This is a genomic window from Pseudomonas sp. TJI-51, from assembly GCF_000190455.2.
Taxonomy (GTDB): domain Bacteria; phylum Pseudomonadota; class Gammaproteobacteria; order Pseudomonadales; family Pseudomonadaceae; genus Aquipseudomonas; species Aquipseudomonas juntendi.
In genome coordinates, this window is record NZ_AEWE02000069.1 from 1 (window position 1) to 25240 (window position 25240).

The following is a 25240-nucleotide window of genomic DNA, read 5'->3' on the forward strand; positions in this document are numbered from 1 at the left end:
CCGGCCGCGGGTAGCCTCTGCATCTTCAGTGCCTGTGAGATCGAGCGCCGCCCGCGCGGCGCATCGCGAGCTGCGCTCGCTCCTACGTTTGTTTCGGGCCAATTATTCCTGTGGGATTTGCGCGCGAACGCCTTGGCGCATGCCTCAATATCGCGTCGTACGAACAAGGCGGCCGCGCGCATCTGGCACAGGGGTTACTGGCCCGAAACAAACGTAGGAGCGAGCGCAGCTCGCGATGCGCCGCGCGGGCGGCGCTCGATCTCACAGGCACTGAAGATGCAGCGGCTACCCTTGCCAGCGATAGGGCCATTAGAAACACCCCATCACTCAGCCTTCTGCTCCGCTAACTTCAACTCCTTGATCCGCTGGTCAATCAGCTGACACTTGTCGGGCAAGTCCTTGCTCGCCGTCCTCAGGTCCATCCCCTGCAGCTCTTCATTGATTTCCTTCGCCTTTTGCGGGTTCCGCTCGGTCAGTTGGGTGACCAGCCCGGCCAGCTCTTCACGTTTCTGCGTCGCTTCTTCCGGTGTGCAGGCCCAGGCGGGGCTGGCGCACAGCAAAGCGGTGGTGCAGCCCATAATGGATAGCAGCTGTTTCATCCTTCCTCCCCTCCAGCAATGGTTATGCACGGTGGAAGCTTGTGGGTGCTGGGAAGTTCAGTGCTCACGACCAGTGGGTCTTTCATGATGGAAGCATTCTGTTTCTGAAATGCCGCCACCAACGGTGCTGCGCCTCTTCTGACAAATGTATCGAGGTCGGGTACTACCCAGATCACTGGAGAGGCAGTGGGTCAGCCTGCGATGTGAGGACGCGCTGTCATGTGTATACCCAATGCTTTCATCACGGTCAGGAACGATTTGAGGGTTGGGTTGCCATGCTCGCTGAACGACCGGTAAAGCTGTTCACGAGATAGCCCTGTGTCTTTTGCCAGCTCACTCATGCCTTTGGCACGCGCTACCACGCCGACAGCTTTGGCGACATAGCTGGCATCCCCGGTCTCCAGGGCGTCAGTCATGAACACGGCGATTGCTTCAGGAGTGGTGAGGTATTCGGCGGGATCGAATTCAGAGAAGGTTTGTGTCATTTTGCATCCTCCACGAACGCAGAATATGGTGGGCTGCTTTGATGTCCCGTTGTTGGCTGCTTTTATCGCCGCCTCACAAAAGAATGACGAACGTACTGCCCGCCTGGTGGAAATATACGCGGTAGCCGGGCCCATAGTGGACCCTGAGTTCACTGACGCCGTGGCCAACCGGTGATACATCGCCAGGCAGGCCCTCCATCAATCGGTTGATCCGAGCAATGATTCGCGTTCTGGCGCTAACATCCCGGAGCCCGCTCACCCAATGTCTGAAACTGCTGGATTCGATTTTTTTCATCGAATTAATGTAGTTTATAAACTACAGACGATTCGCCAGCAAATGGTTTCTGCGCATTGCGCAATGGCTCGCTTCGCACCTGCTATTTGCATCCACTCTCATTTTTCTCGGAACACCGCGTCTCAGCCCCGAGTCCCAACCTGTGTAACCCTTTCGTCCACAGCAGGAGCCCGTAGCCATGAGCACCACCTACGACTGGGACCTGATCGAACGCTTGCTGCACGAGGTGCAGAACGGCGCCGGTCACAGCTTCACGCCACGCCCCTACGCCGAGCAGCACGCTGCCGCGCTGGCCGCCAAAGGTGAGCCGGTGGGTGACCTGGATCACTTGAAAACCCGTGCCTGTGAATATGAAAAGCTGTTGTTCGAGCGTGGCTTTATCGAAAGCCGGCCTGAGGAAGACGGTGGCAACGGCGAGAACTTCGTGCTGACCGAGCGCGGCTCGCGGCTGATGAGCCTGATCGACAGCAGCATCCCTGGCTTCGAGCACCCGCGCCAGGTGCTGGATGATCAGGAGGATGCGCTGGACGAGACCACCTTCGAACAGGTATCGGCAAAAGCGCAAATCGCTTGAGGTCGTTTTGAGGCTGGCATGGGTGGCCATGAAAACCCGATAATCGGTAGCTTCTGAACGCTGCCGAGTTGCTCCCCATGCCTACGTTCACCTCAAAGGCCCGCCCATGAATGCTGCCCGCAAGAACCCAGACGCCTTTGCCTTCCAGGTCATGTTGGGCCTGTGCCTGATCTGGGGCTGCCAGCAGGTGCTGATCAAGACCGCCGCCGTGGACATCGCCCCGGTGATGCAAGCGGCATTGCGTAACGGTATCGCCGCGGTGTTGGTGGGCCTGATGCTGTGCTGGCGTGGCACCTGGGAGCAGGTCGGTAGCACCTGGCGCCCCGGGTTGGTCGCGGGTGCTTTGTTCGGTATCGAGTTCCTGTTCATTGCCGAGGGCCTGAAACTGACCTCGGCGGCGCACATGTCGGTGTTTCTTTATACGGCGCCAGTCTTCACCGCGTTGGGGTTGCACCTGCGCCTGGCCAGTGAACGCCTGCGCCTGTTGCAATGGCTTGGCATCCTGCTGGCCTTCGGCGGCATTGCCACGGCCTTTGCCGGAGGCATGTCGTTCGAGCACATGGATAGCCGCACCTTGCTGGGCGATGCGTTTGGCGTGATCGCCGGGCTGGCCTGGGGCGCCACCACGGTGGTGGTGCGCTGCTCACGCCTGTCGGAAGCGCCGGCGACCCTGACCTTGTTCTATCAACTGGCGGTGGGGTTTGCCGGATTGTTGCTGATTGCCCTGCTCAGCGGGCAGATCGGCGAGGTGTCGCTCACGCCTTTGGCCATGGGTAGCGTGCTGTTCCAGGGGGTTGTAGTGTCGTTCGTCAGCTACCTGACCTGGTTCTGGCTACTGCGCCAATACCTGGCATCGAACCTGGCGGTGTTTTCCTTCATCACCCCTCTGTTCGGCGTAACCTTAGGGGTCTTGCTGCTGGACGAGCCGCTGACCGCGCATTTTGTGGGCGGTGCGGTGATGGTGCTGCTGGGGGTGATTCTGGTAAGTGCCGAACCTTGGGTAAAGCAGCAACTGCGCAAGTGGGTGGGGTAGTGGAACGCTTGCAACAAAGCGAAACGATTAACCAGTCGTCGGAATGCGCCGCTATGGCTTGATCCGCGTCAGAATGGCCCCTATCTGTAAGAGCAGAGGCATGCGTAATACAGGACATCGGGCTATGATCTGTATGAAACATTGCAGGATTGATTCGCCGTGAGGCTGACCCGTCAAGGGGGCATTATGAATAAACCACTGTCCAACTGGCTCCACGACCTGGCGGTCGCCTTGGGGCTGATTCCACCACCCTTGCAGCCGGTGCCGATCCCGACTGATGAAGAGCAGCGCAAGCGCCAACCGCGTCGTCGCTGATACAAGCAAAGGCCGCAGCACCTGGGTGGGGGCTGCGGCCTTTTTGCTTCTGGGCAATTGGCTTGCCTGCTCTGGGCCCATCGCTGGCCCTGTAGGCGGGTCAGCGATAGGGCCAGTGCAGGCCGAAGGTCAGGCCAGCTTTACCGCTGCCACCGGTTTACGCGACAGCAGGCTCACCACCACAAAGCTCACCAGGCCAATCGCGAGGCTGTAGTAGATCGGCGTATTCGCCTCCAGCCCGTCCTTGAACATGAACAACAGGGCAGTCGCAAAGCCTAGCGACATGCTGGCGATGGCGCCGGCGGTGGTGGCGCGTTTCCAGAAAATGGCGCCAATCAGCGGAATCAGCATGCCGCCCACCAGCAGGTTGTAAGCCAGGGTCAGGGCGCTGATCACGTCGTTCACCATCAACGCGATACCCAGTACCACCAAACCGGTCAGCAAAGTGAACAGGCGGCTGATACCCAGGCTGGACGGCTTGCCGCCACGCAGCTTGGGCAGCAGGTCTTCGGTGATGGTGGTCGAGGCCGCCAGCAGGCCTGCGCTGGCGGTCGACATCATGGCCGCCAGCGCCGCTGCCATCAGCAGGCCGCGGATGCCATCAGGCAGCGTGGTCTTGATCATTTCGGCGAAGGCATTGTTCGGGTTGGCCAGGTCGGGCATCAATACATGAGCGGCCATGCCGATCACGGCACAGGCCAGGCCATACAGCACGCAATACACCCCGGCGGTGGTGCCGGCACGCTGGCAGACCTTTTCGTCACGGGCGGTGAACACCCGCTGCCAGATATCCTGGCCAATCAGGATGCCGAAGAAGTAGATCAGGAAGTAGGTGATGATGGTATCCCAGCCGATGGTGGTCAGCTGGAAGCTGGCCGCCGGCAACTTGGCCACCAGGGTGTCCCAGCCGCCGGCCTTGTACAGGCACACCGGCAACAGGATGAACATCAGGCCCACGGTCTTGATCACGAACTGCACGATATCGGTCAGGGTCAGCGACCACATGCCGCCAATGGTCGAGTACACCACCACCACCCCCCCGCCCAGCAGCAGCGCGGCCCAGAAGGGCAGGTCCAGCAGCACTTGCAGCACGGTGGCCATGGCCAGGGTGGATGTCACGCCGATCATCAGCGCGTACGCCAGCATGATCACCGCGCTGGCCTGGCGCGCGGTCGGGTTGTAGCGCTGTTCCAGCACCTGGGTCACGGTGAAGATGCGCAGGCGTAGCAACGGCTTGGCCAGAAACAAGTTGATGGCGATGATGCCCAGGCCCAGCGCGGCGCACAGCCAGAAGCCTGAAATGCCGTGAACGTACCCCAGGCGCACGGTACCCACGGTGGAGGCGCCACCCAGCACGGTGGTGGCCATGGTGCCCATGTACAACATCGGGCCCAGGTTGCGCCCGGCGACCAAGTAGTCTTCATGGGTTTTCGCGCGTCGCATGCCATACCAGCCAAGCCCGAGCATGCCTGCGGTGTAAAGCATTACAACTATGATGTCCAAGGCCATTGGGGGTCTCCCGATTATCTTTATTATGGCGAGATCGGCCACGCGGGCGTTCGCACGGCGCCCGGTGGTCTTCTGGTGTTGGCGGGCCTCGGTGGCCCGACCACATTAGCGGCGGACTACACCCGGCAGTACGCAGAGCATTTCGAACAGCAGGTTGGCGCCGAGCAACGAGGTATTGCCGGTGGTGTCATAAGGCGGGGAGACTTCGACAAGGTCACAACCGATCAGGTCCAGGCCATGGCAGCCGCGAATGATCTCCATTGCCTGGATGGTGGTCAAGCCGCCGATTTCCGGGGTGCCGGTACCAGGTGCCCAGGCCGGATCGATGCCGTCGATGTCGAACGACAGGTAAACCGGGCCGCCGCCGACTTTTTCCCGCACTTCGGCCATCAAGGGCTCCAGCGACTTGTGCCAGCACTCTTCGGCCTGAACCACGCGGAAGCCCTGGCGGCGGCTCCAGTTGAAGTCGTCGGCGGTATAACCCTGGGCACGCAGGCCGATCTGCACCACGCGCTCGCAGTCGAGCAGGCCTTCTTCCACCGCCCGGCGGAAGGTGGTGCCGTGGGCGATCTTCTCGCCGAACATGTGGTCGTTGACGTCGGCGTGGGCGTCGATGTGCACCAGGCCGATCTTGCCGTGCTTCTTGTGCAGCGCCCGCAGGATCGGCAAGGTGATGGTGTGGTCACCGCCCAGGGTCAGGGGAATCACATTGTGCTCGACGACCTGGTCGTAGGCCTCTTCGATGATGCGCACGGCGTCCAGCAGATTGAAGGTGTTGATGGCCACATCGCCTATGTCGGCGACCGACAGGGAGTCGAACGGGGCGGCGCCGGTGGCCATGTTGTATGGGCGGATCATCACCGATTCGGCGCGGATTTGCCGGGGGCCGAAGCGCGTGCCGGAGCGCAGCGAGGTGCCGATGTCCAGCGGCACACCAATGAAGGCTGCGTCCAGGCCTTCGGCGCTTTGCAGGTGGGGGAGGCGGAGCATGGTGGCGATGCCGCCGAAACGCGGCATTTCGTTGCCGCCCAGTGGTTGGTGGAGAGTCTTGTCCACGGTGGGCCTCATCAGTCGGTCGATTGTTCTGTTTGTTCGAACCTGTGCCGCTGCGCGCTTTCCAGTTCGTGTTTCGCCAGCGGGCAGGGACATTTCGGTCAGTCTGCGCAAGGTAGTGCCATGGAAGAATCGCTACCGACAAATACTTAGTTCAGGAATTTCTGAACTAAAGCCCGGCGCAGCGGTTAGACTGCGCGCAAACACCCTGTGGAACCGTTGCCCCATGGCCTCGACTTTGCCCGACCTGAAACTGCTGCGTATCTTCATCAGCGTGGTGCGCCACCAGGGTTTCGCCAACGCCCAGCGTGAGCTGAATCTTTCGACTTCGGCCATCAGCACCTACATGAGCCAGCTGGAGGGTGCCCTGGGTATCGTGCTTTGCCACCGTGGCCGGGGCGGTTTCAGCCTGACCAGCAAGGGTGAGCTGTTTCACCAGGAAACCCTGCGCCTGTTGGCCGAACTGGACGGGTTCGAGCAATACGCGGCGGCCCTTAAGGGCGAGCTGCGCGGCACCCTCAACCTGGGGGTGATCGACTCCACGGTGGGCGATCGCGCCCTGCCGCTGGCTGAAGCCATTGGTGCCTACAGCCAGGAGCACCCGGCCGTGCACCTGCACTTGTCGGTGTCCAGCCCTTACGAGCTGCAGTTGGGGGTGCAGGACAACCGCCTGGACCTGGCAATCGGCGCGTTTTCTTCACGCATGAGTGGCCTGCTGTACCAGCCGCTGTACCGCGAGCAGCACTGGCTGTACTGCAGCAGCCGCCACCCGTTGTACGGCGAGCGGCGCATTCCCGAGCAGGTGGTGACCCAGCAGCGCATGGTCGGGCGCGGCTACTGGAGCCAGGCCGAGCTGGCCCGGCATGGTTTCAAGCACAGCGCGGCGACGGTTGAGAGCATGGAGGCGCAGCTGATCCTGATTCTGTCGGGCGCCTACATCGGCTACCTGCCCGAGCACTACGCCCAGGCCTGGGTCGACAAAGGCGACTTGCGCGTGTTGTCTCCGGCGACGTTCGGTTATCAGGCACCGTTCTCGTTGATCATCCGGCGTGGGCGCAGCCGCGAACCGCTGATCCAGACCTTCCGCGACCTGCTGAAAAGCCAGCTCAACGTAGGCTGATAAACAGAATGTTCATACATTCTGTCGGCAGGCCGCTAAATTCCTGCACACGTGTGCCGCTAACCTCATAGCGCTCTGCTACATATCAACTTGCGCTGATGATTTCCCTTCTTTTCATCCTGCAAGGATCGCCCGACGATGCGCATGAATTTGCCAGTCACTGAACACGAAAGAACATTCCCCAGTGAACAACGGCTGATTTCCACCACCGACTTGAACAGCCGCATCACGTATTGCAACGACGCCTTCGTGGCGATCAGCGGGTTCACCTACGACGAGCTGGTGGGCCAGCCGCACAACCTGGTGCGTCACCCAGACATGCCGCCGGCGGTGTTCGGCCATATGTGGGACACCATCAAGCAAGGCAAGCCGTGGATGGGCGTGGTCAAGAACCGGGCAAAAAACGGCGATTACTACTGGGTCAGTGCCTACGTGACGGCAGTCTACGAACAGGGCCGCATCAGCGGCTACGAGTCGGTGCGTTCGGTACCGACCCGTGAGCAGATCCGCCGTGCCGAGGCGTTGTACGCACGCCTGCGTGCCGGCCGCCGGCCGGTATCGTGGGCGGCGCGCCTGGGCCATGGCCTGCGCCAGGGCTGGCCATGGCTCGGCGCCGGCCTGGTGTCGGCGGCGGGGTACCTGTGGTTGCCACCCTATGCCGCGCTAGGGGTGTTGATGGTTGTACTGCTGGTAGCCTGGTACCTGGTCGAGCACCGTCAGAACCAGGCCATCCGCCGCACGCTGGCCGAGCACCCCAAGGCGTTCACCAGCCCGCTGGTGGCGCTGACCTATAGCGACAACCCGGGGCTGCGGGGCCAGCTGGACCTTGCCATCATCAGTGAAGAAGCCCGCCTGCAGACCGCGCTCACGCGCCTGGTAGACGCCGGGGTCGGGGTAAAATCACGCGCTGCGCAATCTTCCGACCTGTCGGGCGCGCAGGCGCAGATGCTCGACCGCCAGCGCAGCGAGACCGACCAATCGGCCACCGCCATCGCGCAGATGGCGGCGACCATCCAGGAGGTTACGCATAACGTGCAGAGCACGGCGCATGCCGCAGGCGATGCCGACCAGCTGGCGCAGCAGGGCAGCGAGCTGGCGCTGCAGAGCCTGAAGGCCATGGGCAGCATGAGCGATGCAGTCAATGACATTGGCCAGGCGGTGAACGCCCTGGCGGAACAGACCCAGTCGATCGGCAGCGTGGTGGATGTGATCACCTCGATCGCCGAACAAACCAACCTGCTGGCGCTCAACGCCGCCATTGAAGCGGCGCGGGCCGGCGAGCAGGGCCGCGGGTTTGCCGTGGTGGCCGATGAAGTACGCTCATTGGCCCAACGTACCCGCACCTCCACCCAGGAAATCCACCAGATCATCGCCTCGTTGCGGGCCGGGGCAGAGCGCGCAGTGAGTACTGCCAGCCGTGGCGAGCAGATCTCGCGTGACAGCGTGCACAGTGTCGAGGCAGTGCAGGCGGCGTTGAGCGGCATAGCCCAGGCGGTGAGCCGCATCACCGGCATGAGCCAGCAGATGGCCACGGCATCGGAGCAGCAAAGCCACGTGGCTGAAGACATCAACCAGCAGATCGTGCGCATTGCCCAGCTGTGCGATCAAAGTGCCGGGCAGGCGCGCCAGGGGGCAGAAATCAGCCAGGACCTCGAGCGCATGGCGGAGTACCTGCACAGCCTGGCGGAGCGCTTCAACCGTTGAGGTTGCCGTGGTCGCCTTGCGGCCAGGGCATAGGGCAAGGCCCGCCAGCCGGGCCAGGGTTCTGTGGCAAAATACCCCCGCCAAGGAGACCTTCATGCCCAGACCCCGTTGCGAACGCTGCCAGCGCCCGCTTGATCATTGCCTTTGCTCGCTGATCCCTGCGCTAGGCAGCCGAACCCGTGTGATCTTGCTGCAGCACCCCAGTGAAAGCGCCCACGCCCTGAATACCGCACGGTTGGCTGCGCTTGGCCTGAGCAATGCCGAGCTGCGGGTGGGGGAGGTATTCGACGATCTGCCAGCGCTGCTGGCAACCCCTGGGTACCGCCCGGCGCTGTTGTTCCCGGGCGCTGAAGCGCAGCCCCTGGCTGCCTATGGCCCAGTGGACGAGCAACCCTTGCTGCTGATCGTGCCCGACGGCACCTGGCGCAAGGCGCGCAAGCTGCTGTACCTGAATCCGCTGCTGGAGGCGTTGCCGAGGGTGACCTTGGGGCAGGTGGCCGCTTCACGCTATCGCTTGCGCAAGGCGCCGGAGGCGGGAGCGTTGTCGACCATTGAGGCCGTGGTGGGGGCGCTGAGTGCACTGGAGCAACCGGCCTGCTTCGATGCGCTGCTGGCACCGTTCGAGGCCTTGATAGAGGGGCAGATCAGGGCCATGGGCGAGGAGACGTTCCAGCGTAACCATGGCACCGAGTGAGGGCAGGGGGCCGCTGCGCAGCCCATCGCGACACAAGGCCGCTCCTACAGGCCATCGCACCCGCCATTGGCATGCAAGATCTGTGTAGGAGCGGCCTTGTGTCGCGATGGGCCGCACAGCGGCCCCAGCAATCTCAAGCCCGATCAACGCATCTCGGGCAAGCGTGCCTCGGTACGGACTTCGGTCGCGGCCAGCGCCTCTGGCGGCAGCGAAATACGCTGCTTGCTGAGCAATTCACCCATGGTCGCCAGCACCCGGTAGCGCGAGTACTCTTCGGTGTAGCGCACTTCGGTGTAGCGACGGTCGGCGTTGTACAGTTCGTTTTCACTGTCGAGCACGTCCAGCAGGGTGCGTTGGCCCAGGCCGAACTGGTCCTGGTAGGCGGCGCGCACGCGCTTGGTGGTTTCGGCGTATTCACGCGCGGTCGGCAGCTGCTTGCTGGCGTTGTTCATGGCGTTCCACGCCAGGCTCAGGTTTTCGGTCAACTCGCGCAGGGCGTTGTTGCGGATGTCCAGGGCCTGGTTGATCTTGTGCGCGTCGGATTGCAGGCGAGCTTTGTCACTGCCGCCGCGGAACAGGTTGTAGTTCATCTCCACGCCGGCTTGCCAGTCGTTGTTGTTGTGGCCTTTCTCGCCGCCGGTGTTGTTGTTGGCACCGGTGGCCAGAATGGCGTCGAAGCGTGGGTAGAAGGTCGACTTGCCAACCTCGTACTGCTGCTCGGCCGCATTTACATCAGCCTGGGCCGACTTGATGTAGGGGTTGTTCTGGCGCATGCCATCACGGGCCTCTTCAAGCGTGGCAGGCACCTCGGCCTTGATGGTGGGCGGGCTTTCCAGCTCGTCTGGCATGCGCCCGATCACGCTGAAGAAGTTGGCCTCGGCGTCGGCCAGGTCCACTTCGGCGGTGTCCAGGTTGTTTTCTGCCAGGGCGCGGCGGGCGCGGGACTGGTCAAGGTCGGCCGTGCTGCCAACGCCACGCTCGTTACGCAGGCCGATCTGGTCGTTGACCCGCAGGTGGGCTTGCAGGTTGTTCCTGGCCAGGGCCACCAGTTCACGGCGCTTGAGTACCTCCAGGTACACCTCGATCGCACGCAGGGCGACATCCTGCGCAACCGCCTGGGTGTAGTAGGCACGCGAGGTGGAAACCGCTTCGGTCCGGCCCACTTCGTTCGCGGTGTTGAAGCCGTCGAAGATCATCTGCCGCAGGCGCAGCTCGGACTGGGTGTAGTTCAGGGTTTCTTTGTTGTGGTTACCCGCGGCACGGGTTGTGGTGTTGTCCGAACGCTGGCGGCCGTAGCCGGCGACCAGGTCAACGGTAGGGAAGTAGCCACCACGCGCGAATTTCACGTCCTCATCGGCCGACAGCTTGCTGTTACGGTTGGAGCTGACCTGTGGGTGATAGTCCACGGCGCTTTGGACGGCTTCGGTGATCGACATCGCCTGCACGTTGGCACTCGCCAGGGCCAACAGTAATGCGGTGGTGATGGGGTTCAAAACGCGCATGGTACATCTCCCTGATCTTGAATTTGGTCCTGCTGCTCGCCAAAAAAATGACGATTATTTATCGCGTATAGTGTTGCAGGTTTTTAACCTGACAGCTAAGTACATTCATCGCGATAGATAAGAAGATTTATTCATATCAAAATGACATTAAATACCTTAAATGTCTAAAAGGGGCTTTTTTTGCAGCCCTCAGGTGGTGTGTCAAATATCGGTAAAGCCAATACTCTCAAGGCCTTCAGGCGGTTCCAGAACGAATTTGGCTAAATACTGGGCGGGTTAGGCGAAAGTGATATTTGGCGACAAATTATTGTCACTTTGGCCTGTGCAAGGTTTTTTGCTTGAGGATGTAAAGGCTTACCAGCACGGCGCTGGTCAACATGAAGGCGCGTGCCCAGAACAGCGGCACCAGGTAGCAGGACAGCCCGATGCTGGCCCACATCAGGCCAATGGCATAGACCTTGCCTTTGAGGGGGATGCCTTCACCACTGAGGTAGTCGCGAATCCACGGCCCCAGTTTGGGGTGGTGGACCAGCCAGTGGTGAAAGCGTGGCGAGCTGCGAGCGAAGCAGGCGGCCGCCAACAGAAGAAACGGGGTGGTAGGCAATACCGGCAGGAATATCCCCAACACCCCCAGTGCGACGCTGAGCCAGCCGATGGCCAGCAGCAGGTAGCGCACAGCTGGCTTAGTGGTGGCGTGGCTTGAGCAGCGCCGGCTTTTCGTCAGGTGCGTGCAGCAGCAGGAACAGTGCCGTCAGCGCTTCGGGAATTTGCACGATCATGTCGTCCTGCAGGTTGGCGTTGCTGGCGATGTCGGCGAACTCCGGCTGCTCGTCGAACAGGCCCGAACCCACCATGATTGGCAGCAACATTTCGCTGACTTCCTCTTCTGCGTTCTCGAACCAGGCCTCTTCGCGCAGGAACACGCCTTCCATGAAACCGATGCACCAGCCGCGCAGGTCGGAATCGTCCGGCTCGTCAGTCAGGTCGAGGTCGCAGGGCAGTTCGAATTCATCGTCGCTGGCCAGCTGACGGGCAATGTGGGCCTTGAGTGCCACCAGGGTCGCTTCGATTTCGGTGCGCTGGGCTTCGCTGCTGTAGTGCGGCTCTTCGGCGAACAGGGCGTCGATCCACTCGCGCTCGGGCACGTCCTCGGCGTTGATCGACAGCGCGGTGAGGTAGCCGTGGGCGGCGACATAGTCCAGCGCTTCTTCGTGCAGCTCGTCGGCGTCGAGGAAGGCTTGCAGGCGGGTCAGTTGCTCGGCGAAGGACATTACAGGGCTACCTTGGGGAATAAACGATATCGAATTCTAGCACCTTGCGGCGGCAGCGGGGCAAAGGAACGTCTATCGCGGTGGTGCCCTGCGCGGGGCGGTGCTGCGGTATACTCCGCGATTTTCATCCAGGCGCGGTTTTACCGGCGGCCTGGCAAAAACCGCTTACGCATTTGGCGTGTGCGGGGCGGGTTTTTCGTCCAGCCTGTGTGCAGGGTGGTACGGCGATTTGGAGTTGCACATGCTCGAACAGGCTCAGCGCGTTCTCAAGGACATCTTTGGCTACGACAGTTTCCGAGGGCGCCAGGCAGCGATCATCGAATGCGTGGCCAATGGTGGCGATGCCCTGGTGCTGATGCCGACTGGCGGCGGCAAGTCGTTGTGTTTCCAGGTGCCGGGCCTGCTGCGCCCAGGCCTGACCGTGGTGGTCTCGCCGCTGATCGCGCTGATGGACGACCAGGTCGCCACGCTTGACGAGCTGGGCGTAGCCGCAGCCGCCCTGAACTCCACGCTCACGGCCGAGCAGCAGCGCGACCTGGCCGGGCGCCTGCGCCGTGGCGAAGTGAAAATGCTGTACCTGGCACCCGAACGCCTGGTGCAACCGCGCATGCTCGACTTCCTGCGCGACCTGGATATCTCGCTGTTCGCCATCGACGAAGCCCACTGCGTTTCGCAATGGGGCCATGACTTCCGCCCCGAATACCTGCAACTGGGCCAGTTGGCCGAACTGTTCCCGCATGTTCCGCGCATTGCCCTTACCGCCACCGCCGACATGCGTACCCGCGAAGAAATTGTTCAGCGCCTGCACTTGCAGGGCGCAGAGCGCTTCCTGTCGAGCTTCGACCGGCCGAACATCTTCTACCGCATCGTGCCCAAGGAAGCGCCGCGCAAGCAATTGATGGCGTTCCTTGCCGAGCGCCGTGGCAACGCCGGCATCGTTTATTGCCTGTCGCGCAAGAAGGTCGACGAAACCGCCGCCTTCCTTTGCCAGCAGGGCTTCCCGGCGCTGCCCTACCATGCCGGCCTGGCGGCCGAAACCCGCGCCGCCAACCAGCACCGCTTCCTCAACGAAGAGGGGCTGATCATGGTCGCCACCATCGCGTTCGGCATGGGTATCGACAAACCCAACGTACGCTTCGTGGCCCACCTCGACCTGCCCAAGTCGCTTGAGGCCTACTACCAGGAAACCGGCCGTGCCGGGCGAGACGGCCTGCCGTCCGATGCCTGGATGGCTTATGGCCTGCAGGACATGGTCATGCTCAAGCAGATGCTGCAGAACTCCGAAGGGGACGAACGCCACAAACGCATCGAGCAGCACAAGCTCGATGCCATGCTGGCGCTGTGCGAAGAAACCCGCTGCCGCCGCCAGTCGCTGCTGGCCTACTTCGATGAAATCCTCGAGCAGCCGTGCGGGCACTGTGACAACTGCGTCGACAACGTCCAGACCTGGGATGCTACCGAGCCGGCGCGCCAGGCCCTGTCGGCAGTGTTTCGCACCGGCCAGCGCTATGGTGTGGGCCACCTGGTCGACGTGCTGCTGGGCAAGGACACCGAAAAGGTGCGCAATTTCGGCCATGAAAAGCTGTCGGTTTTCGGCGTGGGCAAAGGCCTGGCCGAAGCCGAATGGCGTTCGCTGTTCCGCCAGTTGGTGGCGCGCGGGCTGGTCGACATCGACCTGGAGGGCTACGGCGGCCTGCGCTTGTCCGACAGCTGCCGGCCACTGTTGCGTGGCGAAGTCACCTTGCAACTGCGCCGTGACCTCAAGCCGCAGATCACTGCCAAAAGCGCGTCTTCCAGTGGCGGCAGCCCGGCCAGCCAACTGGTGCGGGCCGAAGAGCGGGAATTGTGGGAGGCATTGCGCACCTTGCGGCGCAAGCTGGCCGAAGAACACAGCGTACCGCCGTACGTCATCTTCCCCGACTCAACGTTGCTGGAAATGTTGCGCAGCCAGCCGGTCAGCCTCAGCGACATGGCCCAGGTCAGCGGCGTAGGCGCGCGCAAGCTGGAACGCTATGGCCAGGCGTTTCTTGAGGTACTGAACGACAACGGCGGCACCCGCGAGGCGCCGAAGGTGGTGCTCGACCTGCGCCATGAGCTGGTCAGCCTGGCCCGCGCCGGCATGACCCCAGCGCAAATCGCCGGGCAGCTCAACTGCAGCGAAAAGAATGTGTACAGCTTGCTGGCCGAGGCCTTGGGGCGCCAGGAGCTGAGCCTGGACCAGGCGCTGGACTTGCCAGAAGACCTGCTGATGGAGGTGCAGGACGCCTTCCTCGATGGCGAGGGCGAGCTGCCGCCGGTTGCGACCATCGCCCCGCTGTTTACCGGGCGAGTGCCGGAAGGGGTGCTGTATTGCGTACGCGCGGCACTGGCAGCCGAGTTCGAGCTGTAGGCCAGCGCATGTTCGCAGGCACAAGCGCCATCTGCTGACCTTTGTCATGCTTTTTGACGATTTTCGCCCAAGTTACCTTGGCCGAGCCTTGCCTCATGGGGCAGGGCATGGTTAGCTGCCTAATAATTAGATCTACTCGATGAGTTACCTATGCCTCTAACCGACAACCAACACCGCTTCGGCATGCAACTGGCCCAGATGTCCCGGGGTTGGCGTGCCGAACTGGATCGCCGCCTGGCCGGGCTCAATCTGTCGCAGGCGCGCTGGCTGGTGTTGCTGCACCTGGCCCGTTTCCAAGACGCCCCGACCCAGCGTGAGCTGGCCCAGAGTGTGGGTGTCGAAGGCCCGACCCTGGCGCGTCTGCTCGATAGCCTGGAGGCCCAGGGGCTTGTACGGCGCCAGGCGGTGCTGGAAGACCGGCGGGCGAAGAAGATTGTGTTGTGCCCGCCGGCCAAGCCGCTGATCGAACAGATCGAGACCATCGCCAACCAGTTGCGCATCGAACTGTTCAGCGGGGTGGATGAAGCCGACCTGCAGGTGTGCATGCGGGTGCATGCCAAGATTCTGGGCAACCTGGAAAAATCCTGAGGCAGGGGCTGCCCTGTAGCCTTTCGCCGGCCCGCCCGCTCGGCGTGGCGGGCCCGACGCCCGGGCCCTGTACGTGCTGCTTAGAAGGTATGCCCCAGGTTCAGGTACACCGCCTGCTCATGCGCACTGTTGGTGCCATAGGTGAAATTCAATGGGCCCAGCGGCGTTTCCAGCCCGAGGAAAATACTCGCCGCATTGATGTAGCCACTGTCGAACGCATTGTCGTTGTTCCACGCCCGCCCGCGCTCCAGCGAACCACCGATGTACAACGGGAAGTCCAGCGGCACATACGCCCGTGGCGTCAGCCGGCGGTAGTAGACCACCCGCATCAGGCTCATGTTCTGGCCCGACACCGAGTCCTGGCGGAAGCCCGACAGCTCCCGCGCCCCGCCCAGCACGAAGCTGGAGGTCACCACTTCGGTGGCATCCAGCGTGCGCCCGTAGCGGCCGCCCAGCACGAAGGTGTTCGGGCCGCTGCTGATGGCCTTGTCGAGGTTGAACAGCCATTGCCGGTAATCCTGGTCGGAATCCAGCGACTTGTCGTACTTGCGCAAGGTCAGGCCGATGTCTTCGCCATGGTGCGGGAAATACACGTTGTCGAGGGTGTCGAACGAGTACTTCAGCTCGTAAAAGCCTTCGTTGAAACTGACCTTGGGCAAGTCCTGGTCGCCAATGCGCACCTCGGCCTCGCCCCAGGCCTTGCCAACCCCCAGGCGCACTTCGCCGCTGTTGCCGATCTGCCGGCCCACGTTCAGGCCAAAGCCATAGCGCTCCAGGCGGTACTCGGCGACCGGGTCGTTGTCGAGGGTGGCCTCGATGTTCTGTGAGCCGAAGTCCAGGTAGGGGGCGACGAAGTAGCGTGAGCCGACATCCAGCGGTTGGTAGAACTCGCTGTACAGCGCTTGCTGGTCGCCGATCTGGCCGCGGGTCAGCCACTCGGCACCCAGGCTGTTGATGCCGTTGACCCGGTAGCTGGCGCCCAGGTTGAAGGCGCTGTCGCCGCGCAGGTCGTCCGACAGGTTCAGCCCCAGGCGCAAGTAGTCGGTGCCGCCGCGGCGGCCGCGGGCGTTGATCACCAGGGTGTTTTCATCGCCCTTGTGTACCACGCGGTACTGCACCCGGTCGAAGTAGTCCAGGCCGTACAGCGTGCCCATGTCGGTCTCCAGGCGGCCAAGCTCCAGCGGGGCATTGATGGGCTGGCGAATGTACGAACGGATCACATCGTCACTGACCTTGGCGTCGTTCTCGATTTTGATGGCGGTGATGATGGGCGTGCGTTGGCGCGGTGAACGGGCCACGGCCAGGCTGGTGCTGGCGTCTGGGTGGCGCAGCGCGGCCAGGCGCGCGTCGAGCAGGCGGGTAGCGCGGTAGCCGGCGTCGATCATGTCCCGCGCGCGGCCGAAGTCGGTCACGCCGTAGGCTGCCAGCGGCGGTTGGATGAGGATATCGTCGCGGCGCAGGCTGGCCAGTTGCTCTTCCGAGTTGCGCCGGGTCGTCAGCGTGATGGACTGGTTCAGCACATCGACCACGGTCAGCAACTGCTTGCGGTCGCGCAGCGGCGTACCGATATCCACCACGATGGCCAGGTCCACCCCCATGTCGCGTGCCACGTCGAGCGGAATATTGTCGACCATGCCGCCGTCCACCAGCAGGCGGCCGTCCAGTTCGACCGGGGCGAACACGGCCGGGATCGACATGCTGGCGCGGATCACCTGCGGCAGGTGGCCGCGGCGGAATACCACTTTTTCGCCACTGGCGATGTCGGTGGCCACGGCGCGGAAGGGGATGGGCAGCTTGTCGAAGTCGCGCGTGTCGGCGGTGTGCGCCAACTTGCTTTCCAGCAGCAACGACAGGTTCTGGCCTTGAATCACCCCCAGCGGTAGGCCCAGGCTGCCGTCGTCGCGAAAACTGAGCTTTTGCTTGACCAGAAAGTCGCGGTCATCTTGCTTGCGCCGGAATGGCACGTCCTCGCGGGGTGGGCTGTCAGACAGCGCCTGCTGCCAGTCGAGGGTGGTGGCGAGGTGTTCCAGCTCTTCGACACTGTAGCCCGAGGCGTACAGCCCGCCGACTACAGCCCCCATGCTGGTGCCAGCAATGGCGTCGATGCGTACGCCCTGTTCCTCCAGCGCCTTGAGCACGCCGATGTGCGCCAGGCCACGGGCCGCGCCGCCCGACAGCACCAGGCCGACCTTGGGCCGTGCCGGTTCGGCGGCGGTTGCTGTAAGCGAGGTGAGGGTGAACAGCAAGCAGAACAGCAAACGGCGCATCGTGGGTCTCAAACCGTGGGTCAAAGACCGCTAGTATAAGCCGCCCCTCAGTTGGAGTTATCTCAACATGGCCGACCACAAGCCGGAAATCGTCATCAATTATTGCACCCAGTGCCAGTGGCTGCTGCGGGCCGCGTGGCTGGCCCAGGAACTGCTCAGCACGTTTGCCGACGACCTCGGCCGGGTGGCGCTGGAACCGGGTACCGGCGGTATTTTCCGCATCACCTGCAACGGCGTGCAGATTTGGGAGCGCAAGGCCGACGGCGGCTTCCCCGAGGCCAAGGTGCTGAAGCAGCGGGTGCGTGACCAGATCGACCCCCAGCGCGACCTGGGCCACAACGACCGCTGAGTCACCCGCCCTCGGCCAGCGGCCGCTGCGCTGGCTCGGCGGCCAGGCGGCTGGACAGCACGATGGCGAGGATGATCAGTGCGCCGCCCAGCAGCATGCGCACCGTGGGGGTCTCGGCAAACACCAGCCAGGCTACGGCAATGCCGTAGACCGGCTCCATGCCGAACACCACGGCGGCAGTCCGGGCCTTGATGACCGCCAGGCTGGCGACGAACAGGCTGTGCGCCACGCCGGTGCAGAAAATGCCGAGCAGGCCGATCCACAGCCAGTCCACCGGCGCGACCGCGCCCAGCCCAGGGGCAGCGAACGCCAGCAGGCTCAGGCTTACCACCAGGTTTTGCCACAGTGCTGCCTGCACCGCAGGCAAGCGACCAGAGCCTGCGCGGTTGGTCAGGGACAGCAGTGAGAACAGCAGGCCCGAGAACAGGGCCCACAGCAGGCCGCCGGTCGCTTCGCTGTCCAGATCGAAGGCTGGCGTGACCAGTACCAGGCCGAGGCTGACCAGCAGCACCAGCAGCGCTTCGTTGCGGCGGATGCGCTCGCGGAACAGCAGCCCTTCGAGCAGCACGGTAAAGGCCGGGAAGCTGGCGAAGCCGAGGGTGGCGAGGGCCACGCCGCCGACCTTGACGGCGATGAAGAAGCTGACCCAGTGGCCGGCCAGCAGCACCCCGCCGAGCAACAGGCGGCGCGCATCCTGACCGTTCAGGCGTTGCCAGCCAGGGCCGGTGACACTGGCGAACAGCGCCAGGGCGAGCACGGCGAAAGCGGCGCGGCCGAACACGATGATCACCGGGCTGGCGCTGGCTGCCAGCTTGCCGAATACGCCGGTGAGGCCAAAGAACAGCGCGCCGATATGCAGGGCGCCGAGGGCGGTGCGGTGGTTCATGACAGGGGGCATCCTCGCAAGGCAAGCGGCCATTGTGCCTGAAGCCGTGCATGGCGAGGACCGGGTGGCGGCGGGCGCAGGCGCGCTGCTTACAGCCTGAGCTTGCCGAGCAGAATGTCGCGGAACATCACGAAGTCACCGGCAAGGCTGTAGAACGGGTAGGTGAATGTCGCCGGCCGGTTCTTTTCAAAAAAGAAATGCCCCACCCAGGCAAAGCCGTAGCCGAACAGCGGCACGGCCAGCAGCAACAGCCATTTGCCGCTGCCGATGGTATAGGCCAGCAGGGCGATCACCAGGCTGGTGCCGACAAAATGCAGGCGGCGGCAGGTGGGGTTGCTGTGCTCACCCAGGTAATACGGGTAGAACTCGGCAAAACTGCGAAACTGCGCTGTGCGGTTCATGGCAGTGCTCCGGGGTTGATACGTCTGGACAAGATGCACGGCGTGGAGCCTCATTCGAGTCTAGAGTGATTGGCAGGGCCTACCAGTGACAATAGGCGCCAATTGAGTATCCTTGGGGTTCACCGCAGGAGCGGTCAGGAAAGAAGCCTGTCATGAGCGAAAGAACCACGTCAGCCAGTTGGGCATCAGGGATTGTAAAGGCGCTCGAGCTGGAAGGGCTGGACTGCCGGGCCATGTTCAAGCAGTTGGGGCTGGATTTCGCCGCCCTCGACGATCCCGACGCGCGTTTCCCCCAGGACTCCATGACCCGGCTGTGGCAATTGGCAGTGGAACTGTCCGGCAACGAGGCCATTGGCCTGAACATGGCGCGTGTGGTACGCCCGGCCTCGTTTCACGTGGTGGGCTATGCGCTGATGTCCAGCCGCACCTTGGCCGAGGGGTTCGAGCGGCTGGTACGCTACCAGCGCATCATCGCCGAAAGCTCCGATCTCAGTTTCGTGCTGGGTCCCGAGGGCTACTCGTTGATCCTCACCGTGCACGGCGACCATCTGCCGCCCACCCGGCACAGTGCCGAAGCGTCGTTGGCCTGTGCGCTGGCGCTGTGCAAATGGTTGAGCGGCCGCCCGGTGCAGCCACGCCGGGTTTTGGTGCAGGGGCCGCAACCCAGGAATATCGAGCCGTACAAGGTGGCGTTCCATTCGCCGCTGATCTTCGACGCGCCGTACGACGCGCTGGTGTTCGAGCGGGCCGACATGGAAGCACCCTTGCCCACGGCCAATGAAGCCATGGCAGTGCTGCACGACCGGTTTGCCGGGGAGTACCTGGCGCGGTTTTCCGAAAGCCGCGTGACCCACCGGGTGCGCCAGGTGCTGTGCCGCATCTTGCCGCAGGGGGAGCCCAAGCGTGAGACCCTGGCGCAGGCCTTGCACTTGTCGCAGCGCACCCTGCAGCGGCGGCTGCAGGAAGAGGGCACCAGCTTCCAGGCGTTGCTCGACGACACCCGGCGCGAACTGGCCGAACAGTACCTGGCCCAGCCGGGCATGACCCTGCTGGAAACCGCCTACCTGCTGGGCTTCGCCGACCCCAGCAACTTCTACCGCGCGTTCCGCCGGTGGTTCGATACCACGCCCAGTGAGTACCGCGCCCGGCTCGGCGCCGTGGGCGAAGGGCTCAGTGACGCCAGAACGCCGGCATGCACAACACTAGCACGGTGATGATTTCCAGCCGGCCAAGCAGCATGCCGGCAGCCAGGATCCACTTGGCGGCGTCTGGCAGCGTGGCGTAGTTGCCTGACGGCCCGATCACCTCACCCAGGCCAGGCCCCACCCCGGAGACCGTACCGGCAGCGCCGGTCAGGGCGGTCATCCAGTCCACCCCCAGCAGCGACAGCAGCAGCGCCATGACGCAGATGGTGATGGCGAAGAAGAACGAGAACGTGAGAATCGAACGCACGATATCTTCATCGAGGCGGTGGCCGTTGTACTTCTGCTTGATCACCGCACGCGGGTGGATCAGCTGGTTGAGGCTGGCCTTGAGCAGGATGTAGGCGACCTGGAAGCGGAAGATCTTGATCCCGCCCGCGGTCGAGCCGGAACAGCCACCGACGAAACCCAGGTAGAAGAACAGCATCAGCGAAAAATTGCCCCACAGGCTGTAGTCACCCAGGGCGAAACCGGTGGTGGTGACGACCGAGGTCACGTTCAGCGCCACGTGACGCAGCGCGTCCAGCCAGTGCAGGTTGGTGCTGTACCAGTACCAGGTGCCCAGAACCAGCCAGGTGACCAGCAGCATGCCCAGCAAGCCCTGCACCTGCTGGTCGCGGAGCAGCGCCCTGCGGTTGCCGCGCAGGGTGGCCACGTACAGGGTGAACGGCAGGCTGCCCATGATCATTACCACCACTGCCACCCAGTGCACGGCGGGAATGTCCCATTTCGCCAGGGACTGGTCGGAGGTGGAAAAACCACCGGTGGAAATCGCCGACATGGCGTGGTTGATGGCATCGAATGGGCTCATGCCGGCCCACCAGAAAGCCAGCGCGCCAAGGATCGAGAAGCCGACGTACACCCCCACGATCGACTTGGCGACCATGTGCGAGCGCGGCATGACCTTTTCGGAGCGGTCGGAAGACTCGGTCTGGAACAGGCGCATGCCACCAATGCGCAGCAGCGGCAGGATGGCCACCGCCATGGCGATGAAGCCGATACCGCCCAGCCAGTGCAGCATCGAGCGCCACATCAGGATGCCTGGCGACATGTTGTCGAGCCCGCTGAGCACGGTGGCGCCGGTGGCGGTGATGCCCGACATGCTTTCGAAGAAGGCGTCGGTGTAGCTGATGTGCTGGGTCAGCAGGAAGGGCAGGGCGGCGAACACGCAGACCACCAGCCAGCTGCAGACCGTCAGCAGGTACATGTCGCGTGGCCGCAGGTGCACATGCTCGGGCCGCCCTTGCAGCACCATGGCCAGCCCGGCAATGAAGGTGATCAGGCTGGACCACAGGAACGACGGCATGTCGCCGGTGCGTTCGAATATCACCAGGGTCGCCATGGGCACGGCCATGCCCACAGCCAGGGTGATCAGGAAGATGCCGATGATGAAACCAATGATCCTTAAGGTCGGCAACGCCATGTGATCTGCTCTGACTCGAAACGGAAGGGCGCCATTCTACCTATGGGCCGGGCCGCTGCAAGCCAGGCGCGGCACGCTGCACGAAAAGCTGGCGTGCTGCAGCTTTCAGCTTGCAGCTTAGGGCATGCAGCTTGAGAATGGCCGCACATTCCACTGCCAGGAGGGTAGCCGATGGAGGCTCTCGACGCATTGCTCAACCGTGTTTCCGTGCCACGCCTGACCGACCCAGCGCCCAATGCCGCCCAGCGCGAGGCGCTGTTTCAGGCTGCCCTGCGGGCGCCGGACCACGGCCAACTGCGGCCTTGGCGGTTCCTGACCATCGAAGGGCAGGGCCGCGAGAGGCTGGGCGAGCTGTTCGCCGAAGCGGTGCAGCACAAGGGTGAAGCCACCCAGGCTGCGCTGGACAAAGCCCGCGCCATGCCGCTGCGCGCACCGTTGCTGATCGTGGTGGTGGCCAGCTTGCAGGACCACTTCAAGGTGCCCAAGTCCGAGCAGCGCCTGGCGGCGGGCTGTGCGGCACATGGCATCCTGATCGCTGCCCATGCGCAGGGCATCGGCGCCGTGTGGCGCACCGGGGACATGGCCTTCGACGCGCATGTGCACAAGGGGCTGGGGCTGGCGGAGAACGAGGAACTGATCGGCTACCTGTACGTCGGCACGCCAATGACCGAGCCACGGACCGCGCCGGTGCTGGCCACCGCTGATTTCGTCACGGGCTGGGGCGAGTGACGCGGGCGCGAGCAAGGGCTGCGCTGCAGCCCTAACGTACACGGCCCTGGCAGCCTTACGCTGAAGCGGCTTGCAAGGGTAGTTCAAGCCGGGCGACAAAGCCGCCCTGCGGGTGGTTGTGCAGTACCAGGCTGCCGCCATGCCGCTCCGCCGCCTTGCGCGCAATCGCCAACCCCAGGCCGTGCCCTGGGGCCTCCTGCCCCGGTGCGCGGAAGAACGGCTCACCCAGCTGGGCGAGGTGCTCCGGGGCTGCACCCGGGCCATGGTCGCGCACACAGATCACCACCCGCGCCTGATCACGCAAGGCACTGACTTCGATGGGCTGGCCTGCCGGGTTGAAGCGCAGGGCGTTGCGCAGCAGGTTGTCCACGGCCCGCTCGATCAGTGTCGGCCAACCTTGCAAGACCAGCCCCGGTTGCGCCTCCAGGCGCACGTCCTGGTCGGGCGCGCCGAGCAGGGCGTCCTTGCGCACACTGCCCAGCAAGGCATTGAGGTCTACCGCTTCGGCGTGGGCCTGTTCGGCATCCACGCGGGCCAGGGTGAGTATTTCGCTGATCAGGTCTTCCAGCCTGTCGCACTCGCGGGTCAGGCGCGGCCACAGGGCCTGGCGCTGCTCGGGCTCGGCGCGTTCGGCCAGGGCCAGGGCAATGCGCAGCCTGGCCAGCGGTGAGCGCAGCTCGTGGGACACGTCGCGCAGCAATTGGCGCTGGCTGGCGAGGGTGCTTTGCAGGCGCGCGCCCATTTTGTTGAAGTCGTTGGCCAGCACGCCGAATTCATCACGCCGGGCTGCCAGGCGCGCCAGGCTGTTCTGCTGATAGGTGCTCTGGCCCAGGTCGTGCACAGCGCTGCGCAGGCGGCTCAACGGGCGCGTGATGGACAGCGTGACCAGCAGGCTGAACAGGGTCAATACCACCAGGGCGATGCCCAGTGCGCTGAGTGGCCACATCAGGCTGTCCCGGTGCCACTCATCCAGCGCCGGGTGGGGGATGCGGTAGATCAGCAGGTAGGTCTGGCCGGTGTCGGGGCTGGTGTATTCCTCGGTCAGCCGGCGCCATGGCAAGCGGCGCTGGTCGTTGTGCTGGCGTGCCTCGAAGGCTGCTGCCCGGCGCGGGAACGTGCCGGGCACCACCGCGTCACCACTGTCATCGAGCACCTGTACGTCGATCTTGTAGCGGTCCTTGCGCTGTTCCAGGAACTGCTGCGCTGCACTCACGCCCTCCTGCTCGTAGTGCCTGGCCCACTGGCTGGCCAGCGTGTTCAGGCCGGGGTGGCGGCTGAGGATCCAGGCGTCCTGGTTGAGCATGTGCCCAAGCAAGATCGACAGGCCTGCAACCAGGGTGATGGCCAACCAGAAGCTGGCCAGGATGCGCCAGAACAGTGAACGCAAGAGCACCTCCTAAAACAGAAAAAGCCCGGCTCGCGCTGGGGCGAGCCGGGCATCGGGCTGACAGCTTACTGGGCCTTTTTGGCTTTTTCAGCTTTCCAGGCCTGGAACTCCTGCCACTCGGCTTTCTTGGCAGCGCGTTCCTTTTGCAGTTCGTCGAACTTCTTCTGCTGGTCTGGCTTGAGCAGGTTGCGCACGGCGGTGTCGGTCTTGGCGCGGCTGGCTTGCAGTTCGTCCTTCATGGCTTTCTGGTCGGCAGCCGGCAGTTTGGCCAGGTAACGCTCGGTAATGTCACGGCGCTGCTGCATTTGCTCGCCCATCAGCTTGCCGATCTGCTGGCGCTGGTCACGGCTCAGGTCCAGTTGCTGGAAGGCCGCTTCACCGCGGTGATGCGGGCCGTCGTGACGTGGGCCGCCGTCAGGCATGGCCATGGCTACGGTTGGCAGGGCGGCGGCGAACATCAGGGCGATAAGGGTCTTGCGCATGGTGTCTCTCCTTTCATAGGCCGGTGGTTACCGGATGAGCACAGTCTAGGGAGATCATCGTCAAGCGCAGTCAGTGGATGGTAAAGGCTGGGTAAAGAACAGCTGCAAGCGGCAAGCTACAAGCTACAAGCTTAAAGCTACAAGTGAAGCCGATCGCGATTCTGCTCTTTCTTGCAGCTTGCAGCTCGCAGCTGCTCACAGGCAGTAGTAATAGCCGCGGCTGCGCAGGGCGACGATGCGTGGCCGGCCATCGGCATGCGGGCCGATCTTCTTGCGCAGGTTGCTGACGTGCATGTCCAGGCTGCGGTCGTAGAGGGTGAGCTTGCGGCCCAGGCCGATCTGCGCCAGCTCCTGTTTGTCCAGCGGCTCGCCAGGCTGACGCAGCAGCGCTTCGAGTATGCGGCTTTCGGACAAGGTCAGGGTCATTTCCCGGCCATCGATGCTGGCCACGCCGCGGGCCGGGCTGTAGACCAGGTCGCCCAGCTCCAGCTGGCTGGTGGCGGCAACGGGGTGGCTGCGGCGCAGTACGGCACGCAGGCGCGCGGTAAGCTCGCGTGGGTCGCACGGTTTGGCCAGGTAATCGTCGGCACCCAGTTCCAGGCCAAGAATACGGTCAAGCGGCTCACCACGGGCCGACAGCATCAGCACCGGCAGTTCGGCGTGCTCGCTGCGCAGTTGTTTGAGCAACTCCAGGCCGCTGCCGTCGGGCAACATGACATCCAGCACTACGGCCGCAGGTGCATGCTCGGCCAAGGCCTGGCGTGCACTCTGGCCATCGTGGCAGGCACGTACGGAAAACCCTTCCTGGGTCAGCCAGCTGCACAGCAGCTCGCACAGTTCCTGGTCATCATCAATCAGTAACAGCTCGCTCATGACTCACTCGATTCCACCATTGACGGCGGCTCTGCGGCCCGCCAGTGGCAAAGATACCGCAGACTGATGGCAACCGTATAACTGCTGATCCCGCATCGCCTGCTTCGCGG

Annotated in this window: 25 protein-coding genes and 1 pseudogene; 11 read left to right on the forward strand and 15 right to left on the reverse strand. The window is 63.4% G+C overall.

The window, feature by feature from the left end; all coding sequences use genetic code 11:
* Window positions 1–323: 323 nt before the first annotated feature.
* The 3 genes and pseudogenes from G1E_RS15795 to G1E_RS27705 form a co-directional block, all read right to left on the reverse strand.
* The gene (locus G1E_RS15795; protein WP_009683682.1) at window positions 324–599 is read right to left on the reverse strand and encodes a hypothetical protein; all 276 of its coding nucleotides are present in this window, start codon (window positions 597–599) and stop codon (window positions 324–326) included.
* A 191-nt stretch (window positions 600–790) separates the two neighbouring features.
* Complete coding sequence (locus G1E_RS15800; protein ID WP_009683681.1) at window positions 791–1084, reverse strand: addiction module antidote protein; 294 nt, start codon at window positions 1082–1084, stop codon at window positions 791–793.
* A pseudogene (locus G1E_RS27705) lies at window positions 1065–1379 on the reverse strand (type II toxin-antitoxin system RelE/ParE family toxin). Before G1E_RS27705 ends, G1E_RS15800 begins: the two are co-directional and overlap by 20 nt.
* Before the next feature lie 178 nt (window positions 1380–1557).
* Here G1E_RS27705 and G1E_RS15805 point away from each other — a divergent pair.
* The 3 genes from G1E_RS15805 to G1E_RS29585 all read left to right on the forward strand — a co-directional run bounded on the left by G1E_RS15805 (window position 1558) and on the right by G1E_RS29585 (window position 3301).
* Complete coding sequence (locus G1E_RS15805) at window positions 1558–1953, forward strand: hypothetical protein (RefSeq protein WP_009683679.1); 396 nt, start codon at window positions 1558–1560, stop codon at window positions 1951–1953.
* A gap of 106 nt (window positions 1954–2059) precedes the next feature.
* Window positions 2060–2986, forward strand: coding sequence for a DMT family transporter (locus G1E_RS15810; protein ID WP_009683678.1), 927 nt, complete (start codon window positions 2060–2062; stop codon window positions 2984–2986).
* A gap of 186 nt (window positions 2987–3172) precedes the next feature.
* On the forward strand, window positions 3173–3301 hold the full coding sequence (locus tag G1E_RS29585) for a PA1414 family protein (RefSeq protein WP_009683677.1): 129 nt from the start codon (window positions 3173–3175) through the stop codon (window positions 3299–3301).
* A gap of 129 nt (window positions 3302–3430) precedes the next feature.
* Here G1E_RS29585 and G1E_RS15815 read toward each other — a convergent pair whose 3' ends face one another.
* Both G1E_RS15815 and speB read right to left on the reverse strand, forming a co-directional pair.
* A complete protein-coding gene (locus G1E_RS15815; protein WP_009683676.1) occupies window positions 3431–4810 on the reverse strand; it encodes a sodium:solute symporter in 1380 nt (459 codons plus the stop codon).
* Between the two features lie 105 nt (window positions 4811–4915).
* The gene (gene speB / locus G1E_RS15820; RefSeq protein WP_009683675.1) at window positions 4916–5866 is read right to left on the reverse strand and encodes an agmatinase; all 951 of its coding nucleotides are present in this window, start codon (window positions 5864–5866) and stop codon (window positions 4916–4918) included.
* Between the two features lie 223 nt (window positions 5867–6089).
* Between speB and G1E_RS15825 the strand changes: the two genes are divergently transcribed.
* The 3 genes from G1E_RS15825 (at window position 6090) to G1E_RS15835 (ending at window position 9381) form a co-directional block, all read left to right on the forward strand.
* Entirely contained in the window at window positions 6090–6983 is an 894-nt protein-coding gene (locus tag G1E_RS15825; protein WP_009683674.1) for a LysR family transcriptional regulator, read from the forward strand.
* A 138-nt stretch (window positions 6984–7121) separates the two neighbouring features.
* Window positions 7122–8687 (forward strand): PAS domain-containing methyl-accepting chemotaxis protein, encoded by a 1566-nt coding sequence (locus tag G1E_RS15830; RefSeq protein ID WP_009683673.1) that lies wholly within the window; start codon window positions 7122–7124, stop codon window positions 8685–8687.
* A gap of 94 nt (window positions 8688–8781) precedes the next feature.
* On the forward strand, window positions 8782–9381 hold the full coding sequence (locus tag G1E_RS15835; protein ID WP_009683672.1) for a tRNA-uridine aminocarboxypropyltransferase: 600 nt from the start codon (window positions 8782–8784) through the stop codon (window positions 9379–9381).
* A 143-nt stretch (window positions 9382–9524) separates the two neighbouring features.
* Here the strand turns inward: G1E_RS15835 and G1E_RS15840 are convergent, their stop codons facing one another.
* The 3 genes from G1E_RS15840 to G1E_RS15850 form a co-directional block, all read right to left on the reverse strand.
* Window positions 9525–10883 carry a TolC family outer membrane protein gene (locus tag G1E_RS15840; RefSeq protein ID WP_009683671.1) on the reverse strand — a complete coding sequence of 453 codons (1359 nt, stop codon included), beginning with the start codon at window positions 10881–10883 and terminating at the stop codon, window positions 9525–9527.
* Between the two features lie 310 nt (window positions 10884–11193).
* Window positions 11194–11559: a YbaN family protein gene (locus G1E_RS15845; protein WP_009683670.1), complete on the reverse strand. Its 366-nt coding sequence runs from the start codon at window positions 11557–11559 to the stop codon at window positions 11194–11196.
* 7 nt (window positions 11560–11566) lie between these two features.
* Window positions 11567–12154: a YecA family protein gene (locus tag G1E_RS15850; RefSeq protein ID WP_009683669.1), complete on the reverse strand. Its 588-nt coding sequence runs from the start codon at window positions 12152–12154 to the stop codon at window positions 11567–11569.
* A gap of 241 nt (window positions 12155–12395) precedes the next feature.
* Between G1E_RS15850 and recQ the strand changes: the two genes are divergently transcribed.
* Together recQ and G1E_RS15860 are read left to right on the forward strand one after the other, a co-directional pair.
* Window positions 12396–14543: a DNA helicase RecQ gene (recQ, locus tag G1E_RS15855; RefSeq protein ID WP_029887626.1), complete on the forward strand. Its 2148-nt coding sequence runs from the start codon at window positions 12396–12398 to the stop codon at window positions 14541–14543.
* A 150-nt stretch (window positions 14544–14693) separates the two neighbouring features.
* On the forward strand, window positions 14694–15131 hold the full coding sequence (locus G1E_RS15860) for a MarR family transcriptional regulator (RefSeq protein WP_009683666.1): 438 nt from the start codon (window positions 14694–14696) through the stop codon (window positions 15129–15131).
* Between the two features lie 80 nt (window positions 15132–15211).
* On the opposite strand, the gene G1E_RS15865 is transcribed toward G1E_RS15860, so the two are convergent.
* Window positions 15212–17398 (reverse strand): patatin-like phospholipase family protein, encoded by a 2187-nt coding sequence (locus tag G1E_RS15865; RefSeq protein WP_029887625.1) that lies wholly within the window; start codon window positions 17396–17398, stop codon window positions 15212–15214.
* Window positions 17399–17465: 67 nt separating this feature from the next.
* Between G1E_RS15865 and G1E_RS15870 the strand changes: the two genes are divergently transcribed.
* Window positions 17466–17747, forward strand: a complete 282-nt coding sequence (locus tag G1E_RS15870) for a SelT/SelW/SelH family protein (protein WP_009683663.1) — start codon at window positions 17466–17468, stop codon at window positions 17745–17747.
* Between the two features lies 1 nt (window position 17748).
* Here the strand turns inward: G1E_RS15870 and G1E_RS15875 are convergent, their stop codons facing one another.
* Both G1E_RS15875 and G1E_RS15880 read right to left on the reverse strand, forming a co-directional pair.
* Window positions 17749–18633 carry a DMT family transporter gene (locus G1E_RS15875; RefSeq protein WP_009683662.1) on the reverse strand — a complete coding sequence of 295 codons (885 nt, stop codon included), beginning with the start codon at window positions 18631–18633 and terminating at the stop codon, window positions 17749–17751.
* A gap of 89 nt (window positions 18634–18722) precedes the next feature.
* On the reverse strand, window positions 18723–19034 hold the full coding sequence (locus G1E_RS15880; RefSeq protein ID WP_009683661.1) for a DUF962 domain-containing protein: 312 nt from the start codon (window positions 19032–19034) through the stop codon (window positions 18723–18725).
* A gap of 152 nt (window positions 19035–19186) precedes the next feature.
* On the opposite strand from G1E_RS15880, the gene G1E_RS15885 reads away from it, so the two are divergent.
* Complete coding sequence (locus G1E_RS15885) at window positions 19187–20248, forward strand: AraC family transcriptional regulator (protein ID WP_009683660.1); 1062 nt, start codon at window positions 19187–19189, stop codon at window positions 20246–20248.
* On the opposite strand, the gene G1E_RS15890 is transcribed toward G1E_RS15885, so the two are convergent.
* Window positions 20205–21659 carry a TrkH family potassium uptake protein gene (locus G1E_RS15890; RefSeq protein WP_029887624.1) on the reverse strand — a complete coding sequence of 485 codons (1455 nt, stop codon included), beginning with the start codon at window positions 21657–21659 and terminating at the stop codon, window positions 20205–20207. The two genes, G1E_RS15885 and G1E_RS15890, sit on opposite strands and share 44 nt — an antisense overlap.
* 171 nt (window positions 21660–21830) lie before the next feature.
* On the opposite strand from G1E_RS15890, the gene G1E_RS15895 reads away from it, so the two are divergent.
* Window positions 21831–22388, forward strand: coding sequence for an NAD(P)H nitroreductase (locus tag G1E_RS15895; protein WP_009683657.1), 558 nt, complete (start codon window positions 21831–21833; stop codon window positions 22386–22388).
* 55 nt (window positions 22389–22443) lie between these two features.
* Here G1E_RS15895 and G1E_RS15900 read toward each other — a convergent pair whose 3' ends face one another.
* From G1E_RS15900 to G1E_RS15910, 3 genes are all read right to left on the reverse strand, one after another.
* Window positions 22444–23781 carry a sensor histidine kinase KdpD gene (locus tag G1E_RS15900; protein ID WP_029887623.1) on the reverse strand — a complete coding sequence of 446 codons (1338 nt, stop codon included), beginning with the start codon at window positions 23779–23781 and terminating at the stop codon, window positions 22444–22446.
* A gap of 59 nt (window positions 23782–23840) precedes the next feature.
* Window positions 23841–24257 carry a Spy/CpxP family protein refolding chaperone gene (locus G1E_RS15905; protein WP_009683655.1) on the reverse strand — a complete coding sequence of 139 codons (417 nt, stop codon included), beginning with the start codon at window positions 24255–24257 and terminating at the stop codon, window positions 23841–23843.
* 195 nt (window positions 24258–24452) lie between these two features.
* A complete protein-coding gene (locus tag G1E_RS15910) occupies window positions 24453–25130 on the reverse strand; it encodes a response regulator transcription factor (protein ID WP_029887817.1) in 678 nt (225 codons plus the stop codon).
* Window positions 25131–25240 lie beyond the last annotated feature (110 nt).

Excerpts from the sequence above, each read along its gene's own strand:
- G1E_RS15795 (WP_009683682.1), bottom strand. The coding sequence starts at position 599 with ATGAAACAGCTGCTATCCATTATGGGCTGCACCACCGCTTTGCTGTGC.
- G1E_RS15800 (WP_009683681.1), bottom strand. The coding sequence starts at position 1,084 with ATGACACAAACCTTCTCTGAATTCGATCCCGCCGAATACCTCACCACT.
- G1E_RS15805 (WP_009683679.1), top strand. The coding sequence starts at position 1,558 with ATGAGCACCACCTACGACTGGGACCTGATCGAACGCTTGCTGCACGAG.
- G1E_RS15810 (WP_009683678.1), top strand. The coding sequence starts at position 2,060 with ATGAATGCTGCCCGCAAGAACCCAGACGCCTTTGCCTTCCAGGTCATG.
- G1E_RS29585 (WP_009683677.1), top strand. The coding sequence starts at position 3,173 with ATGAATAAACCACTGTCCAACTGGCTCCACGACCTGGCGGTCGCCTTG.
- G1E_RS15815 (WP_009683676.1), bottom strand. The coding sequence starts at position 4,810 with ATGGCCTTGGACATCATAGTTGTAATGCTTTACACCGCAGGCATGCTC.
- G1E_RS15825 (WP_009683674.1), top strand. The coding sequence starts at position 6,090 with ATGGCCTCGACTTTGCCCGACCTGAAACTGCTGCGTATCTTCATCAGC.
- G1E_RS15830 (WP_009683673.1), top strand. The coding sequence starts at position 7,122 with ATGCGCATGAATTTGCCAGTCACTGAACACGAAAGAACATTCCCCAGT.
- G1E_RS15835 (WP_009683672.1), top strand. The coding sequence starts at position 8,782 with ATGCCCAGACCCCGTTGCGAACGCTGCCAGCGCCCGCTTGATCATTGC.
- G1E_RS15840 (WP_009683671.1), bottom strand. The coding sequence starts at position 10,883 with ATGCGCGTTTTGAACCCCATCACCACCGCATTACTGTTGGCCCTGGCG.
- G1E_RS15850 (WP_009683669.1), bottom strand. The coding sequence starts at position 12,154 with ATGTCCTTCGCCGAGCAACTGACCCGCCTGCAAGCCTTCCTCGACGCC.
- recQ (WP_029887626.1), top strand. The coding sequence starts at position 12,396 with ATGCTCGAACAGGCTCAGCGCGTTCTCAAGGACATCTTTGGCTACGAC.
- G1E_RS15860 (WP_009683666.1), top strand. The coding sequence starts at position 14,694 with ATGCCTCTAACCGACAACCAACACCGCTTCGGCATGCAACTGGCCCAG.
- G1E_RS15865 (WP_029887625.1), bottom strand. The coding sequence starts at position 17,398 with ATGCGCCGTTTGCTGTTCTGCTTGCTGTTCACCCTCACCTCGCTTACA.
- G1E_RS15870 (WP_009683663.1), top strand. The coding sequence starts at position 17,466 with ATGGCCGACCACAAGCCGGAAATCGTCATCAATTATTGCACCCAGTGC.
- G1E_RS15875 (WP_009683662.1), bottom strand. The coding sequence starts at position 18,633 with ATGAACCACCGCACCGCCCTCGGCGCCCTGCATATCGGCGCGCTGTTC.
- G1E_RS15880 (WP_009683661.1), bottom strand. The coding sequence starts at position 19,034 with ATGAACCGCACAGCGCAGTTTCGCAGTTTTGCCGAGTTCTACCCGTAT.
- G1E_RS15885 (WP_009683660.1), top strand. The coding sequence starts at position 19,187 with ATGAGCGAAAGAACCACGTCAGCCAGTTGGGCATCAGGGATTGTAAAG.
- G1E_RS15890 (WP_029887624.1), bottom strand. The coding sequence starts at position 21,659 with ATGGCGTTGCCGACCTTAAGGATCATTGGTTTCATCATCGGCATCTTC.
- G1E_RS15895 (WP_009683657.1), top strand. The coding sequence starts at position 21,831 with ATGGAGGCTCTCGACGCATTGCTCAACCGTGTTTCCGTGCCACGCCTG.
- G1E_RS15905 (WP_009683655.1), bottom strand. The coding sequence starts at position 24,257 with ATGCGCAAGACCCTTATCGCCCTGATGTTCGCCGCCGCCCTGCCAACC.
- G1E_RS15910 (WP_029887817.1), bottom strand. The coding sequence starts at position 25,130 with ATGAGCGAGCTGTTACTGATTGATGATGACCAGGAACTGTGCGAGCTG.